The sequence below is a fragment of the Embleya sp. L77 genome, from assembly GCF_055557415.1.
The window spans coordinates 748,982-763,331 of record NZ_CM145710.1 but is presented as its reverse complement, the minus strand read 5'-3'; the positions used below and the strand labels follow the sequence as shown (position 1 = coordinate 763,331).

The window sequence follows — 14,350 nt, the reverse complement described above, 5'->3', positions numbered from 1 at the left end:
GGGTCCGTGTGGTGCTCGCATCGGGGGGTAGTCGTTCCTGGCCACCGGTCCGCGCACCGGGGCGGGTCGGGCCGATCGTCGAGGTCCGCGAACCTGCCCGCGGTGAACGAGCGGCGGGCGGGAAGGCGTCGTTCGCCTCGACGGGTGGCGTCATGGGGATCGTGGAGCGGGGGGTGACCGGGCGTGGGAGTCGGAACTCACGAGAATGCGGCGGGGGACGAGGTCGACGCCGACCCGGCACGGCGCGCGGGCGGTCGTGACGACGATGCGGGGACCCGCCTGACGGTGCTGGTGGCACTCGCGGCCAATCTCGTCATCGCGGTCGGGAAGGCGGTCGCGGGTCTCGTCGCCGGAGCGCCGGCCCTGCTGTCGGAGGCGGCGCACTCGGTGGCGGACACCCTCAACGAGGCATTCCTGCTCGCCTCGCTCAACCGGAGCCGGCGCACACCGGATGCCCAGCATCCCTTCGGGTACGGCAAGGACCGCTACTTCTGGTCGCTGCTGGCGGCCGTCGGCATCTTCGTGCTCGGCGGCGGCTTCTCCTTCTTCCAGGCGTGGGAGGCGCTGCGGGAGAAGGGCGAACCGGATGGCGCCGGCTATCTCGCGGGCCTGGCCGTGCTGTTCGTGGCGCTGTGCGCGGAGGGCGGGTCGCTGGTGCGCGCCGTGCTCCAGGTACGCCGGCAGGCTCGGGAGTCGGGCGTCTCCGTGATGCGCGCAATCCGGGACGTGGACGACCCCGCCCTGCGCACCGTCCTGGCCGAGGACGCCACGGCCGTGCTGGGTGTACTGCTCGCGATGGGTGGGCTCGGTCTGCACATGGCGACCGGCGACGCGGTCTGGGAGGCGGCGGCGTCGTTGTGCATCGGCCTGCTGCTGGTGCTCATCGCCTACCGGCTCGGCCGCGAGGCGCGCGGCGAGCTGATTGGCGAAGCCGCGGACGTGGCACTGCAACGCGACATCCTGAAGTACCTGGACGCGCAGGCGGAGATCGATGTGGTGACCCAACTGCTGACCATGCGGCTGGGCCTGCACTCCACGCTGCTCGCGGCACGCATCGACCTGGCCGACGGTCTGGACAGCGAGGCCGTCGAGGTGATGTCGGTACGGCTCAAGCGCTCCATCGGCGAACGATGGCCACATGTGGACCAGGTCTTCCTGGACGTGACGCGGGCCGGCGCCGGGGAGCGGCGGGAGGCGCACCGGTACCGCGCGTCGTTGGACGAGGCCGCGGCGGACCGCGAGCCGCGGTCGATCGAGTGACCACGGTCGGCCGCGTGCGGCACCCCGCGATCGCGGCGCCGGTCGGCCGGCACGTACGGTCCGCCCATCGATGCGTGCTGCTGCCCAGGGCGAACCGCCGGTAGGCGTCGGAGGCCGGTGTCGTACCTCGGTGCCGAATGGCGGTGTCGAGCCGGGCGGCGGCGTCGGGCCGGCCCGAACGGCGGTGTCCCGACATCGGGCGCATCCGGGATGTCCTCGCCGAGGCGGCGCGCGGGAACGGTGCGATGGGTCACGCTCCCGCGCCTCCTCGAATCCGGTCCCGGGACAACGCGCCGGGCGGGTGCGGCGAACCGCGTTGCCGGTGTGTTCCGGCGAGTGTCGGGAAATCGTCTCCCCCACACGCGAAACCGCCGACGGAAGGCACACCATGGGCGAGCAGGACGGCCGACGCGAGAGCGCGGACGAGCGCGCGGATCGGCGCTGGAACGAACTGCTCCAGGAGGTCCGCGTCGTACAGACCGGCGCGCAGGTGCTGTTCGGATTCCTGCTGAGCGTCGTCTTCACGCCGAAGTTCGACACGCTGAGCGACTTCGACAACGGCCTCTACGTGGCCGCCGTCGTGCTCGGCGCGGCCTCGATGGGTGTTCTGGTGTCCATGGTTTCGCTGCACCGCGCAGTCGCCGGACACCACCTCAAACCCCGACTGGTGCACGTGGCGAACAACCTCCTCACGGTGGGCGTGGGGCTGTTGGCGTGCACCATCGGCTGCTCGTTGTTGTTGCTGCTGCGGGTGGCCACCGACACGGTGACCGCCGCGGTGCTCACTACGTCGGCCGCGGTGTGGTTCCTCTGTTGGTGGCTCGTCCTGCCCTTGGTTCTTCGGCTGCGCGTACCGGGGTCGCGAACAGGGAGGTGAAGCCCCGCGACTGCCCGGTGACGGAGAGCCGGTTCGCGGCCGCAACACCCGCGACGGTCGGGGTGCTCAGGACGTCGTCTCCTCCCGGGCTGCCCCGTGGCTCGGGCTTCCGCCGGTGTCGTCCCCGGCCGCACGAGGTGCCGGCGGGAACGCCAGCGGGTTGAACAGGTGTGCGGTGTCGGTGACTTCGAGCAGGCGGCGGAATTTGTCGCCGGGCACGAGACCGAGTCGGGTCCCGATCTCCAGGGCCCTGGCACGCGCATACAGCAGGGCGTGCAGACCGGTGCTGTCGCAGAAGGTGATGCTGCGCATGTCCACGTCCACCCTGGGTGCACCCGAGTCGAGCGCGGTGTCGAGGGCGCGGCGCAGCGGTGGCCCGGTGTCGATGTCGAGTTCACCGCCGATCCGCAACAGGACCCCGTCGTCGACGACGGTCACCCGAATGCGCAGGTGCTGCGGCGTGGCTTCGCGATGGCGGGTCCGGGGGCGGCCCGGCGGGTGAAGCGACTGGCGGGTGGCGGGGCGACGTGGGGCGGCCATGGCGGGCTTCCCTCCCTGGCATGTCGGGCGGGGTCCTCGATCGTTCGGGGGTGACATGTGCTTTCGCAGGATTCGGTGGCCGGTGGTTCCGGCCTGCGGTGTGTCCAGCATCGGCCGTCGCCGAACGTGCGTCAAGTAATTCATGAACTGCAATTCGTGTATCGAGTTACCGGAACGTTCGCGCCTATGATGGTGCGCATGAGCGATGCGGAGCAGTCCAGGCCGTCGTGGACGTTCTTCACCAATCACGCCCGTGTGCTCTCGGTGATCGCCCGTGATCCCGAGGTGCGGGTACGCGACATCGCGGCTGCGTGTCTGCTGACCGAGCGCGCGGTGCAGGCGATCCTGGCGGACCTGGAGGACGGCGGGTATCTGACCCGGCAGCGCAGCGGGCGGCGCAACATCTACCGAGTCGTGCCCGGAACCGAGGTGCGACATCCGGCCGACCGGGGACGGGCCGTCGCCGATGCCCTCGACCTGCCCGAACAGACGCCTGTGGGCGGGACGGACGTGGACGCGGACCTGCTTCGGGCCAACGCGGGCGACCGGGAGTTCGGGCGGCGCGAGCGCTCGGATTCCGGCGGCTGACCGACGACCTCGCACCGGCGTCGGTCTGCGCCTTCCCCGACCGTTGCGCTCCGTCCGTTCCGCATGCCCGGTCGGGCATCGGGTAGCGGCTCGGTGTTCGAGCGTGGGAGCGCGGTTCGAGCATCGGACCGCGCGAGAAGCGAGGTGAGTGCCATGCCGAGGGGATCCAGCCCCAAGCGGGAACGCCAGTACGAGCACATCAAGGAAAGTGCGAAGAATCGCGGCGAAAGCACCAAGCGCGCCGAGGAGATCGCGGCCCGCACGGTGAACAAGGAACGCGCCCGCGCCGGCGAGGCCGAGACGGCGAGTCGGACCTCCCTCCAGGACATGTCCTCGTCCCGGCGCGGCGGTCTGCGCTCGCACAGCGGCGCCCAGGGCCCCACCTACGACCAGCTCTACGCCGACGCCAAACGTCGTGGCATCAAGGGCCGTTCGTCGATGAACAAGAAACAACTGGAGCAGGCCCTCGGTCGCTGAGCACGCCCACCTCGGCTGCCCGATCTCGGCGGCCGATCGGGGCCCGTGTCGGGAACGGCAGGCAGGCGTCCGGGTCCCGCCACCCGTCCTGCCGGCGGACCTGCCCGTCTGTTGTGCCCTGACGCGGAGCCCGGCTGTCGTTCACACTCCGACCGGCTCCAGGCCGTTTTCGCGCGGGGCGGGTTGCTTGCTTGTACAAGCAGTATGTAGGTTGTGGGCCATGTCGGACTTCACGCCGACCGGCGGGGTCGAGGCGGAGCCTGCCGGTGATGACGAGGACGACCGCTGGTGTATGGCGGTGCGTCTGTTGGGTCGGATCGAACAGCGCTTGGACCGGGCCCTGCAACAGGCCCATGGCCTACAGCTCTCGGAGTATCGGGCGCTGTGTGCGCTGAGCCGGGAGGACAGCGGGGGAAGCCTGCGCATGGGGGAGTTGGCCGAGCGCATCGGCCTGAAGGTCAGCTCGGTCACCCGACTCGTCGGGCGACTGGAGGCCCAGGGCATGGCCGAACGAACCTCCGTCGGGGGTGAGGACGGCCGAGGGGTGCGAGCCACCGTCAGTACGGCCGGGCACCTCCGCTACGAGCAGGCGACGGCCACCTACCGGGCCGCACTCGGCGCGGAGTTGCACGCAGCCCGCGAGAACGTCCACCTGGCCGAACTCGCCGGCTGGGTCCGCGGCATCTGACCCTTCGCCGATGCCGACAGGCCGGGCTCGCCGGCCGACGCCTGTGCGATGCGCCCCGCCCCGCCCGGAACAAAGGACCAGGACCGATGACCGACGCAGCCATGCACTACGACCGACTCCTCGCCGAGCAGTACACCTGGATGCTCGGCGGCGACATCGAAGCCCTCGCCGCCGAACAGGGCGCGCTGCTCCGCGACCTCGGCGTGGTCCCCGGGCCGACCCCGGGGGTGGCCGTGGACCTGGGCTGCGGCCCCGGCCAACAGACGCTCGCCCTGGCCCGCGCCGGCTTCGCGTCGGTGATCGCCGTCGACGGCAGCACGGCCCTGCTGGCCGAACTCGCCCGGCACGTCCGGGGGTTCGGCGGAATCGAGTCGGTCCATGCCGACATACGCGGCGTACTTCCCCGGGTCGCCCGGCCCGGGACCGTGGACGTCGTGGTGTGCATGGGTGACACCCTTCCCCACCTGCCGAGCAGGGCCGACGTGACGGCGTTGCTCGCCGACACCGCCCGCGCGCTCGCCCCGGGAGGCCGGTTCGTGGCCACCTACCGCGACCAGTCCCGACCGCTGCACGGGACCGACCGGTTCATCCCCGTACGCAGCGACCGGGACCGCGTGTTCACGTGCTTCCTGGAGTACGTCGACGAGGACACCGTCATGGTCCACGACCTCGTGCACACCCGGGCCGGGGACTCCTGGAACCTGCAAGCCGGCAGCTATCCCAAGCTGCGCATCGCCCCGGACTGGCTGAGCGAACAGTGCCGCCGGGCCGGACTCGACGTTCGCGACGACACGACGGGCCCGAGGGGCATCCGGATCCTGCACGCCGTCAAGGGCTGACCGGCGGCCTCCGGGCCCCGGCACAGGGCCGCGGCCCACGTCCCGATGCGTCGCGAACGGCCCCCTGCCCCCCCGAGGCACTGCGAGAACCAATTCCGCCGACAATGCGACGATTCCGAGGCCCGCACCGGGCAGATCGTAGGGCCGACCATGACGGACACGACCGATCCGACCAGAAGAGGCGACCTGTTCGTCGGCGTCGCCGGCAACCGTCGGTTCGAGGGCCCCACCACGGGCGACGAGCGCGCCATCCTGATCGACGTCCTGGCCGCCCAGCGCTCGACGCTGGAACTGAAGTGCTCCGGTCTGGGAACGGAACTGGCCCGGCGGTCGGTCGAGCCCTCCACACTGTCCCTGCTCGGTATCGTGCGGCACCTCGCCGACGTGGAGCGCCGCTGGTTCCGGCAGGTCCTGGCCGGGCAGGACGCACCGGCCCACTTCTCCTCCCGCGCCGACCCCGACGGCGACTTCGACGGCGCGGTGCCGGATGCGGCAGTCGTCGAGCAGGCATGGCAGGCATGGCGTACGGAGGTCGCCTTCGCCGAGCGCTTCACGATCGAGGCACCCGACCTCGACGTGGCGGGCGACGACGGGTGGCGAGGGACGGTGTCGTTGCGCTGGGTGCTGATTCACATGGTCGAGGAGTACGCCCGGCACAACGGCCACGCCGATCTGCTGCGCGAACGCATCGACGGCGCCATCGGCCTGTGACCCGCCTCCTCGGGCCCGCCGCGATCGCTCCCGCCGGGACCGCTCCCGGTTCGACGGCGATGCCGCGACCGGCGTCGACGCGGGTCGGCGGGGCGGGTCGTGGTGCGACCTCCGTCACGTGTGCCCGCGTTCGAGGGGAGATCGTGACACAACTGATCTGACGGGTCGTCAGTTAGGTTGGCGGCCCCTGGATCCGGGAGCCGTCACATGGCAACCGCCGTACCTTCGTCCGGCCTTCGTTCCCGCCTGATCGTGCCCACCCTGGCCTTCGGCGGCACGCTCATGGCACTCATGCAGACGGTGATCGTGCCGCTGCTGCCCGCGCTGCCCGGCGATACCGGCTCCTCGCCGGGCACGGTGAGTTGGATGCTGACCGCGACGCTGCTGTCCGGTGCGGTGCTCAACCCCGTACTGGGCCGTGCCGGCGACATGTACGGCAAGCGCCGCATCCTGGTCGGCGCTCTCGCGGTGATGACGGTCGGATCGGCCCTGTGCGCGATGACGACCGACATCGGCGTGCTGATCACCGCGCGTGCCCTGCAGGGCACGGCCGCCGCCGTCGTGCCGCTGGCCACCGGCATCCTGCGGGACGAACTGCCGCCGCACCGGGTCGGCTCGGCGGTCGCGCTGATGAGCTCGACGGTGGGAATCGGCGCCGCCGCCGGGCTGCCGCTGGCCTCGATCGTGGTGCAGCACGCCGACTGGCACGTGTTGTTCCGGGTGACGACCGGCCTGGGTGTGCTCGGCGTGGCGCTCTCGTGGTGGGTGGTGCCGCGCTCGGCGACGCGTACCCCGGGTCGTTTCGACGTCGTGGGGGCCCTGCTGCTCACCGCCGGCCTGGTGGGGGTGCTGCTCGCGGTGTCCAAGGGCGGCGAATGGGGCTGGACGAGCCCGCTCGTGCTGGGGGTGGGTGTGGCCGGCGTCCTGGTCCTGCCGGTATGGGGATGGCATCAGCTGCGGGTGCGCGAACCGCTCGTGGACCTGCGTCTCGCGGCCCGGCGTACGGTCCTGCTGCCGCACCTGGCGGCTCTGGTGACCGGATTCGCCTTCTATGCGAACTGGCTTGCCACCGTGCAGTTGGTGCAGGCCCCCGAGGAGACCGGGTACGGCCTGGGGGCGTCCGCGTTGGTGGCGAGCCTGTGCCTGCTGCCCGGCGGGTTGACGATGGTGGCGATGTCGCCGGTGTCGGCTCGGCTGTCCGCGGCGCGCGGCGCCCGGTCGACGCTGGTGGCGGGGGCGCTGGTGATCGCGGGGGCGTACGTCGTGCGGGTGTTCACCAGCGAGCAGATGTGGACGATCGCGACCGGGGCGACGTTGTGCTCGGTGGGGACCGGCCTGGTGTACTCGGCGCTGCCGACTCTGGTGATCCAGGCGGTGCCCTCGGAACAGACGGCGGCGGCGACGGGCTTGAACGTGCTCATGCGCACGATCGGCCAGGCGCTGTGCAGCACCGTGGTCGCCGTCGTGTTGACGACGGTGACGGCGACCCTGCCGGCCGGCGCGGGGGGTGGCACGTACGCCTCGCTCGACGCCTACCGCATCGTCTTCGCGCTCGCCGCCGCGGCGGCGCTGGCCGCGGCGGTCACCGCGGCGGCGATCCCGCGCACCGCGATCCACCCCGCCGGGGTCGAGGCGCGTGGCCCGCTCCGCCGCGCATCCCGGGCAGGCTCCTGACACCCGACGCCCGACGCCCGACACCCAACACCCAACACCCGATGCCGGTGTGCCGGCGTCCCGGCCCGGCAGCCGCCCCCCGGAGTGAACCGAGGCCGTCGCGCGCGCCCGGCACACGCGAGACGGTGTGCGTGCGGGTGCGCGGCCCACGGGTGGGACGGCGAACGGGCCGACGGGCGGGGGCCGTTACCAGGGTGCGTGCGCGTGGCTGCGGGGCCTCGTTACCGGGGTGCGTGCGGGTGGCCGCAGCGGAACAGGGGGTCGCGGGTGTCGAAGGGGACGTCCTCGCGGGACTCCTCGACGGCCCGCATCGACGAGGGCAGGTCGAAGGGCAGGGTTCCGGGAGTGGGGCTGTTGCCGAAGACGGCGTCCAGGACCAGGTCGTCGTCGGCGCCGAAGTCGGCCAGGAGGGCGGCGGCGCAGCCGGCGAGTTCGGTGAGGATCGCGGCGCGGTCGAGGAAGACGTCGACGGTGGTGGGTACGGTCGCGCACAGCTTGCGCAGCCGTTCGAGTTCGGCGGCGGGGAACTCCAGGGAACCGGCGTGGAAGTGGCGTTCCAGGAGGCCCTCGCGGGGTTCGTAGGGGGCGTCGATTCGGATGACGGCCAGGTCCGCGTCCCCGGGGTGCTCGACCACCGTGCCGTAGCGGGCCGCGACTTCGGGGTCGATGTTCTCGACGTACAGGCGGCGCCCGGGAGTTGCCGCGAACGCATCCCCGGTGAGGCGGACCAGGGAGCGCTGTTGTACGCGGCGGCCGAGTTCGGTGCGAGTGGGGTGCCCCACCACCTGTTCGGCGACCTCGGGATCGACGTAGGGGTCGTCGAACAGGCCGAGTCGGAACTTGTCGCGCAGGATCCGCCGTGCCGATGCGTCGATGCGGCTCTCGTCGACGGCGCCGGAGCGCACCGCGTCGACGATCAAGTCGGATCGGGTCTCGCCGCCGAACTGATCGACGCCGGCGTGCAGCATCATCGCGGCCTGTTCGGCGAGGGAGAGGTGTTCCACGCCCCAATTGCGCGCCGGCAGGGCGACGACGCCGGGGATCTCCATGCCGGTGAGCACGTTGAAGTCGCTGCACACCACGCCGTCGAAGCCGTACCGTTCGCGCAGCAGGCCGGTGAGCACGTCGCGGTTGAACGAGGAGCCCACTTCGGCGAGCGCGGTGCCGACGGGGATCGAGTAGCACGTCATGACCTGGGCGGTGCCGACCTCGAACGCGGCCTCGAAGGGCTTGAGGTGGTAGTCGAGGTTGCCGCCCGGATAGACGGTGCGAGTGCCGTAGGCGAAGTGCGGGTCCTCGCCGTTCTCCTGGGGTCCGCCGCCGGGGAAGTGCTTGGTCATGCAGGCGACGCTGTCGGCGCCCAGGCGTTCGCCCTGGAAGCCGCGGATGTAGGCGGCCAGGATGCGTGCGGCGCGGTCCGCGTCCTCGCCGAAGGTGCCGCCGGTGCGCGGCTTGCGGGGTTCGGTGGCCAGGTCGGCCATCGGGTGGATCGCGACGCGGACGCCGACGGCGCGCAGTTCGGCGGCCATAGCGGCGGCGTATTCCTCGACGAGTGCGGGGTCGTCGGTGGCCGCGAGGCCGATCGGTTCCGGGCCGCGGCTGAAGGCGCCGCCGGTGAACGCGGTGGCCGGGTTCTCGGTGAAGCCGTGCCGGGGGTCGGAGGCGAGGGTGACGGGGATGCCCAGGCGGGTGGCGGCGGCCAGGTCCTGCACGTGGTTGTTCCACCGGGCCATTTCGACCGGTGCGGGCATGGCGGTCAACCCGAAGGTGTTGATGCCGCGTTCGGCGATCAGCTCGGCCCCGGAGGGCCTGCGGGTGCCGTCGCCGGGGATCATCCGGGCGCAGCACATCAGTCCGGCCTTCTCCTCCAGGGTCATTCGACCCAGCAGGTCGGCGACGCGTTCGTCGATGGGGAGGCGGGGGTCCTCGTACGGCTCCATGGTTCCGTTGTGATTCAGGTCGCGAAAGCGGGTGCCGTCGTGGTGGCGCAGCGTCCGGGGCATGGCGGATCACTCCTCGTGGTGGGTGGCCGGTGTGGGCGACGGTGCGTTGTTCGCCGACGGCGCGCATCGAGGGTCGCGGCCGCGCACAGCCGGGTCCGCCGGTGCGCCCGGCGCGTCGGCGTCGGCGTGGACCGGCCCCCGGACAAGTGGCACAACTGCCAGGTGACAGTAGTGCAAACGTTTGCGGTGGGGAAGGTTGTAATCCGGGATTCCGGCGGGGATTCCGGCCGGGACCCGGCCCGCACCGGGTCCTGAGCCGGCCGCGGTCACAGCTTGGTAACGTCCGGTTCATATGGCCGGTAATACAATTTCACATGTCACATCATGCCTGCATGAGAAAAGTCATAGCCCTGTTCTCGGCAGCCGTGGCACTCGTCGCCCTCAGCGGAGCCTCCGTCGGCGCCGCACCCGATTCCGCCGGCCCCGAGGACACCGGGCAGGGAAAACTCGTCTGGAGCTCCTGTAACGACGCCACCACGCCCGCGCTGCAGTGCGCGATGCTCGACGTGCCGGTGGACTACGCGAACCCGCACGGCCCCAAGATCAAGATCGCGGTGAACCGGCTTCCCGCCACCGCGCCCAGGAACAGGCAACAGGGTCCGATCCTGCTCAACCCCGGCGGTCCCGGGAACTCCGGGCTGTGGATGCCCGCCTTCATCTCCGGCCAGATCCCGCAGGACGTCGCCTCGACCTACGACTGGATCGGCTTCGACCCGCGCGGCACCAACAGCAGCGAACCCCATGTGGTCTGCGACGCCGAGTACTTCCACGGACCGCGGCCCGACTACCAGATAAGCCAGGGCACTTCCAAGGCGTGGCTGTCGAAGGCGGCCGGGTACGCCGCCGATTGCGCGGCCGACTGGTCCTGGCTGATGCCGCACATGACCACCGTCGACAGCGCACGGGACATGGACAGCATCCGGCGGGCGCTCGGAGCCCCGAAGATCAACTTCTACGGCGGTTCCTGGGGCACCTCGCTGGGCTCGACATACGGTCAGCTCTTCCCCTCGCGCGTGCGGCGCATGGTGCTGGACAGCATCGTCGGCCCGACCATCCCCTGGTACGACCACAACATCCTCCAGGACAAGGAACACCAGCGCCGCTTCGACGCCTTCGCCGACTGGACGGCCAAGGCCGACTCGGTCTACCACCTGGGCACGGACGCAGCCGCCGTCAGGAAGGCGTACGACCAGGTCGAGGCCGCCCTGCGGACCGAACCGGTGGACGCCGCCCCGGCCCCCGGCAAGATCGGCCCCGCCGAGTTCGAGGACACCTTCTACGGCGGCGGCTACAACTTCCTGCGCTGGCCCAGGATGGCCACCGTGCTCTCGGCCTACGTCACGCGACACGACACCCGGCCGTTGAACATCGCGTACAACCGCTACGCGGCGCCGGGCACCGACGACGCCAGTTTCCCGGCGTACAACGCGGCGCAGTGCAACGAGAACGCCTGGCCACGCGATTGGGAGTTCTGGAAGAAGGACCAGGCCAGGGTCAACGCCACCGCGCCCTTCTACACCTACAACAACATGTGGTACAACGCGGCCTGCATGTTCTGGCCGGGCCAGGGCAACCCGGCGGGCCGGATGAAGATCACCGGCAAGGGCCTGCCACCCGTCCTGCTCTTCCAGGCCACCGAGGACGCCGCCACGCCGTACGAGGGCGGACTGGCCATGCGTGAGGCCCTGCCCGGTTCCAAGCTGGTCGTCCAGACCGGCGGCAGCTTCCACGAGATCCTGTTCCACGGCAACGCCTGCCTGGACGACACGTTCACCGCGTACCTGCGCGACGGCAGCCTCCCCAGGGGCGGTGGCCGCATCGCCAAGACGTGCGCCCCCCAGGCCGATCCCACCCCCGTCTACGTGACCCCGACGCTCACCGCCAGGACCGCCGGCGCGGCCGCTCCGCTCCCGCCCACCGACCCCGAGGCCGTCCGCGGCGTGCTCCGGTAGTCGGGCCCGTCGATCCGTCGACTTGGCTCGACTCGGCTCGACTCGGCTCGATTCGGCGGCCGTCGGCTCTCGGCCGACGGCCGCCGCAGGCGGCCGGCCCCGCCGAGCAGGACCGAGGGCGCTCCCTGTCACAGGGATGCGGTGGCCGGCAACGGATGGTTTCAGCCGGCACGGGGGGCGCGGAATGCACGCTTCCAGGGGGCCGGAAGCGACTTCCGCGGTGCTGTGGCGACATTTCGCCCCCGGCGATCGCGGCGCCGCGAATGCACTACGGAGTAGGCCAGGCACTGTGTGTCGTGGCCGACCGACCTCCTGCGATCGACGCCGGTCGCCCGGCCGTTCGCGGCGTGGGGTCGATGCCTCGGGGGTGCCGTCGAATGGCGTGGATTCGGCTCCTCAAGTCGTGATCATCAATGCGACGATCTGGTGATCGACGGGGCTTCCGCGCCGGCGCGGCGGCGTTTCCCACGACCGGAAGGGGCCACGTTCGTGGACTCGCTGGATCTGAAGACCGTGCGCACCAGCCTCGAAGGGGCGGTGTTGCAGGTGCGGTTGGCCCGGCCGGAGGTTGGCAACGCGCTCGACGAGCAGATGTTGGACGACCTTCTGGCGGTGCTCTCGTACCTGCGTGCGCGCACCGACGTGCGCGTGCTCGTGCTGTCGGGGGAGGGCGATTCCTTCTGCCTGGGCGGTGACCGCGGCGAGTTGCTGCGGCTGGCCGCCGAGGACCCCGGCGGACCGGCCGTGCGCCGGATCGGCGACAAGGCACGGTCGGTGTGCGAGGGGTTTGCCGCGGCCGATCCGGTCACCATCGCCCGGGTGCACGGCCAGGTGGTCGGGGCCGGGTTGGCCCTGGCGATCTTCTGCGACCTGCGGGTGGGCGACACCGGGACACGGTTTCGGATGCCGGAGTTGGCCCTGGGACTGCCGACCGCGTGGGGTGGTGCGATGGCCCGGCTGATCGGTGAGGTCGGTGCCGCCCGGATCCGCGAACTCGTGCTGACCGCCGACGCGTTCGACGCCCACACGGCGCACCGGTTGTCGATCCTGCACCAGGTCGTGCCGGCCGAGGAACTCGACGGCGCGGTGAGTCGCTGGGTCAAGCCGGTGATCCGTAGGCCCGTCGCGGCACTGCACGCGTCGAAGACGCTGATGAACGCCTACAGCCGGGGCGACCGGTTCGGTGATCTGTCCATGCTCGACGGGCACTTCCTGTCCGCGTTCCTGGGCGCCGGGACCGCGCGCTGACGCCGGCGAGGGCCGGTCGCGTCGGTGTGGCGCGACCGGCCCCCGCCGGCTGATTGCTCAGCGCACGCTCACCGGCATCAGGGTGATCCGGCGAAAGGCCAGTCGGGGCTCCCAGGTGGGCGGTGCCACCACCCGCAGCGCCGGGAGGCGACGCAGGACGGTTTCCAGCAGGACACCGGCCTCCAGGCGGGCCAGGCCGGCCCCGATGCAGTAGTGGATGCCGCCGCCGAAGGAGATGTGCCGGGCCCGGCGGGAGACGTCGAAGGTGCCGGCGTCGGGCGTCAGGGCGGGGTCGTGATTGGCCGCGCCCAGCATCGTGTGCACGACCTCGCCGCGGGCGACGGGCACGCCGGCCAGAAGCAGATCCCTGCTCGCGTGGCGGGTGGTCACGTGGATCGGCGGGTCGTAGCGGAAGACCTCCTCGACGGCATCGGCCAGGGCCGCCGGGTGCGCACGCAGCCACGCCCGCTGCGCCGGGTGCCGGTCGAAGGTCCAGATCATCGTGGACAGCAGCGTGGAGGTGGTCTCCAGGGACGCGATGACCACGAACATGGCCAGCGAATAGACGTTCTCGTCCGCGAGTTCGCGATCGGGTTCCAGGGCGTCCCAGGCGCGCAGCCACCCGGAGATCACGTCGTCGCCGGGGTCGGCGCGGCGGCGCGCGATCAGCGTGGTGAAGTACTCGCGCAACCCCCGGATGGCGTCGTCCGCCGCCAGGAGTTGCCGTTTGGTGGGCAACAACTCCTGCGCGTACGCCTGCGCGTGGGTGAGCGCGCGGAGCAGGTCGAAGTCCTCCGGCGGCAGGCCGAGCCAGTGTCCGACGGTGGCCACCGGCAATTGCTCGCCGACGAGTTCGGCGAAGTCCGCGTCGGCGTCCCCGGCCTGCTCGATCAGGGTGTCGAGCAGGGTGTCCGCCACTTGTTGCACTGTCGGGCGCAGCGCTTCGAGGGTGCCGCGATCGAAGATGTTGTTCACGGACCTGCGGATGCGGGTGTGCTCCGGCGGATTGAGTGCCACCAGGGTCTGTTCGAGTTCGCGGGACGACGGCGTCGACCAGCGCGAGCCCTCCGTCTGTTGCGCCCGCCACGCCCGGTCCAGGGCGAGCCAGTCGGGGCTGCGCAGGACCTCGTCGCAGGCACGGTGACCGGTCACCAGGAAGCCGCCCCAGGGCGCGGGCACCACCTCGCCCATCTCGCGTAGACTCGCGTACAGCGGCAGGGGATCCGCCTGGCCGGCCACGGAGCGCAGCCGGGACAACAGGGCGACGACACTTCGGCTGTCGATGACGGTGGTGGGCGCTGAAGACTGCACGACGGCTCCTTCTGACTCGACACGAGGTCGGCTGACGACGACTCGGCACAGCGTTGATCGATCGGCCGCCCCGGGTGTGGGCGACCGACGGTGAAGGGTGTCTGCGGTTGTCGGGCGGGGCGTTCGGCGCGCACGTCGAACGCCCCGCCCGTGGGCACCGGCGACGGGCCGGAAAGACGTGC

At 71.3% G+C, this 14,350-nt stretch carries 13 protein-coding genes; 10 read left to right on the top strand and 3 right to left on the bottom strand.

The window, feature by feature from the left end:
- Positions 1 to 183 precede the first annotated feature (183 nt).
- Entirely contained in the window at positions 184 to 1,260 is a 1,077-nt protein-coding gene (locus ACZOOI_RS33455; RefSeq protein WP_465283308.1) for a cation diffusion facilitator family transporter, read from the top strand.
- Between the two features lie 388 nt (positions 1,261 to 1,648).
- Positions 1,649 to 2,137 (top strand): DUF6328 family protein, encoded by a 489-nt coding sequence (locus ACZOOI_RS33450; protein WP_465283307.1) that lies wholly within the window; start codon positions 1,649 to 1,651, stop codon positions 2,135 to 2,137.
- A 66-nt stretch (positions 2,138 to 2,203) separates the two neighbouring features.
- Here ACZOOI_RS33450 and ACZOOI_RS33445 read toward each other — a convergent pair whose 3' ends face one another.
- Positions 2,204 to 2,677, bottom strand: a complete 474-nt coding sequence (locus ACZOOI_RS33445) for an STAS domain-containing protein (protein WP_465283306.1) — start codon at positions 2,675 to 2,677, stop codon at positions 2,204 to 2,206.
- Between the two features lie 198 nt (positions 2,678 to 2,875).
- Here ACZOOI_RS33445 and ACZOOI_RS33440 point away from each other — a divergent pair, with 198 nt between their 5' ends.
- The 6 genes from ACZOOI_RS33440 to ACZOOI_RS33415 all read left to right on the top strand — a co-directional run bounded on the left by ACZOOI_RS33440 (position 2,876) and on the right by ACZOOI_RS33415 (position 7,654).
- Positions 2,876 to 3,265 carry a helix-turn-helix transcriptional regulator gene (locus ACZOOI_RS33440; protein WP_465283305.1) on the top strand — a complete coding sequence of 130 codons (390 nt, stop codon included), beginning with the start codon at positions 2,876 to 2,878 and terminating at the stop codon, positions 3,263 to 3,265.
- Between the two features lie 153 nt (positions 3,266 to 3,418).
- Positions 3,419 to 3,742, top strand: a complete 324-nt coding sequence (locus tag ACZOOI_RS33435; protein ID WP_396008978.1) for a plasmid stabilization protein — start codon at positions 3,419 to 3,421, stop codon at positions 3,740 to 3,742.
- Between the two features lie 220 nt (positions 3,743 to 3,962).
- A complete protein-coding gene (locus ACZOOI_RS33430; RefSeq protein WP_465283304.1) occupies positions 3,963 to 4,430 on the top strand; it encodes a MarR family winged helix-turn-helix transcriptional regulator in 468 nt (155 codons plus the stop codon).
- An 86-nt stretch (positions 4,431 to 4,516) separates the two neighbouring features.
- Entirely contained in the window at positions 4,517 to 5,269 is a 753-nt protein-coding gene (locus ACZOOI_RS33425; protein WP_465283303.1) for a class I SAM-dependent methyltransferase, read from the top strand.
- Positions 5,270 to 5,419: 150 nt separating this feature from the next.
- Positions 5,420 to 5,980 carry a DinB family protein gene (locus ACZOOI_RS33420; protein WP_465283302.1) on the top strand — a complete coding sequence of 187 codons (561 nt, stop codon included), beginning with the start codon at positions 5,420 to 5,422 and terminating at the stop codon, positions 5,978 to 5,980.
- Between the two features lie 207 nt (positions 5,981 to 6,187).
- Positions 6,188 to 7,654: an MFS transporter gene (locus tag ACZOOI_RS33415; protein ID WP_465283301.1), complete on the top strand. Its 1,467-nt coding sequence runs from the start codon at positions 6,188 to 6,190 to the stop codon at positions 7,652 to 7,654.
- A gap of 221 nt (positions 7,655 to 7,875) precedes the next feature.
- Here ACZOOI_RS33415 and ACZOOI_RS33410 read toward each other — a convergent pair whose 3' ends face one another.
- Positions 7,876 to 9,657, bottom strand: coding sequence for a glycoside hydrolase family 3 protein (locus ACZOOI_RS33410; protein WP_465283300.1), 1,782 nt, complete (start codon positions 9,655 to 9,657; stop codon positions 7,876 to 7,878).
- Between the two features lie 332 nt (positions 9,658 to 9,989).
- On the opposite strand from ACZOOI_RS33410, the gene ACZOOI_RS33405 reads away from it, so the two are divergent.
- Together ACZOOI_RS33405 and ACZOOI_RS33400 are read left to right on the top strand one after the other, a co-directional pair.
- Positions 9,990 to 11,609, top strand: a complete 1,620-nt coding sequence (locus ACZOOI_RS33405; RefSeq protein ID WP_465283299.1) for an alpha/beta hydrolase — start codon at positions 9,990 to 9,992, stop codon at positions 11,607 to 11,609.
- Between the two features lie 489 nt (positions 11,610 to 12,098).
- Complete coding sequence (locus ACZOOI_RS33400) at positions 12,099 to 12,857, top strand: enoyl-CoA hydratase/isomerase family protein (protein ID WP_391583479.1); 759 nt, start codon at positions 12,099 to 12,101, stop codon at positions 12,855 to 12,857.
- 57 nt (positions 12,858 to 12,914) lie between these two features.
- Here the strand turns inward: ACZOOI_RS33400 and ACZOOI_RS33395 are convergent, their stop codons facing one another.
- Positions 12,915 to 14,168, bottom strand: a complete 1,254-nt coding sequence (locus ACZOOI_RS33395; protein ID WP_465283298.1) for a cytochrome P450 — start codon at positions 14,166 to 14,168, stop codon at positions 12,915 to 12,917.
- Positions 14,169 to 14,350 lie beyond the last annotated feature (182 nt).

Excerpts from the sequence above, each read along its gene's own strand:
- ACZOOI_RS33450 (WP_465283307.1), top strand. The coding sequence starts at position 1,649 with ATGGGCGAGCAGGACGGCCGACGCGAGAGCGCGGACGAGCGCGCGGAT.
- ACZOOI_RS33420 (WP_465283302.1), top strand. The coding sequence starts at position 5,420 with ATGACGGACACGACCGATCCGACCAGAAGAGGCGACCTGTTCGTCGGC.
- ACZOOI_RS33425 (WP_465283303.1), top strand. The coding sequence starts at position 4,517 with ATGACCGACGCAGCCATGCACTACGACCGACTCCTCGCCGAGCAGTAC.
- ACZOOI_RS33445 (WP_465283306.1), bottom strand. The coding sequence starts at position 2,677 with ATGGCCGCCCCACGTCGCCCCGCCACCCGCCAGTCGCTTCACCCGCCG.
- ACZOOI_RS33435 (WP_396008978.1), top strand. The coding sequence starts at position 3,419 with ATGCCGAGGGGATCCAGCCCCAAGCGGGAACGCCAGTACGAGCACATC.
- ACZOOI_RS33410 (WP_465283300.1), bottom strand. The coding sequence starts at position 9,657 with ATGCCCCGGACGCTGCGCCACCACGACGGCACCCGCTTTCGCGACCTG.
- ACZOOI_RS33430 (WP_465283304.1), top strand. The coding sequence starts at position 3,963 with ATGTCGGACTTCACGCCGACCGGCGGGGTCGAGGCGGAGCCTGCCGGT.
- ACZOOI_RS33440 (WP_465283305.1), top strand. The coding sequence starts at position 2,876 with ATGAGCGATGCGGAGCAGTCCAGGCCGTCGTGGACGTTCTTCACCAAT.
- ACZOOI_RS33415 (WP_465283301.1), top strand. The coding sequence starts at position 6,188 with ATGGCAACCGCCGTACCTTCGTCCGGCCTTCGTTCCCGCCTGATCGTG.
- ACZOOI_RS33405 (WP_465283299.1), top strand. The coding sequence starts at position 9,990 with ATGAGAAAAGTCATAGCCCTGTTCTCGGCAGCCGTGGCACTCGTCGCC.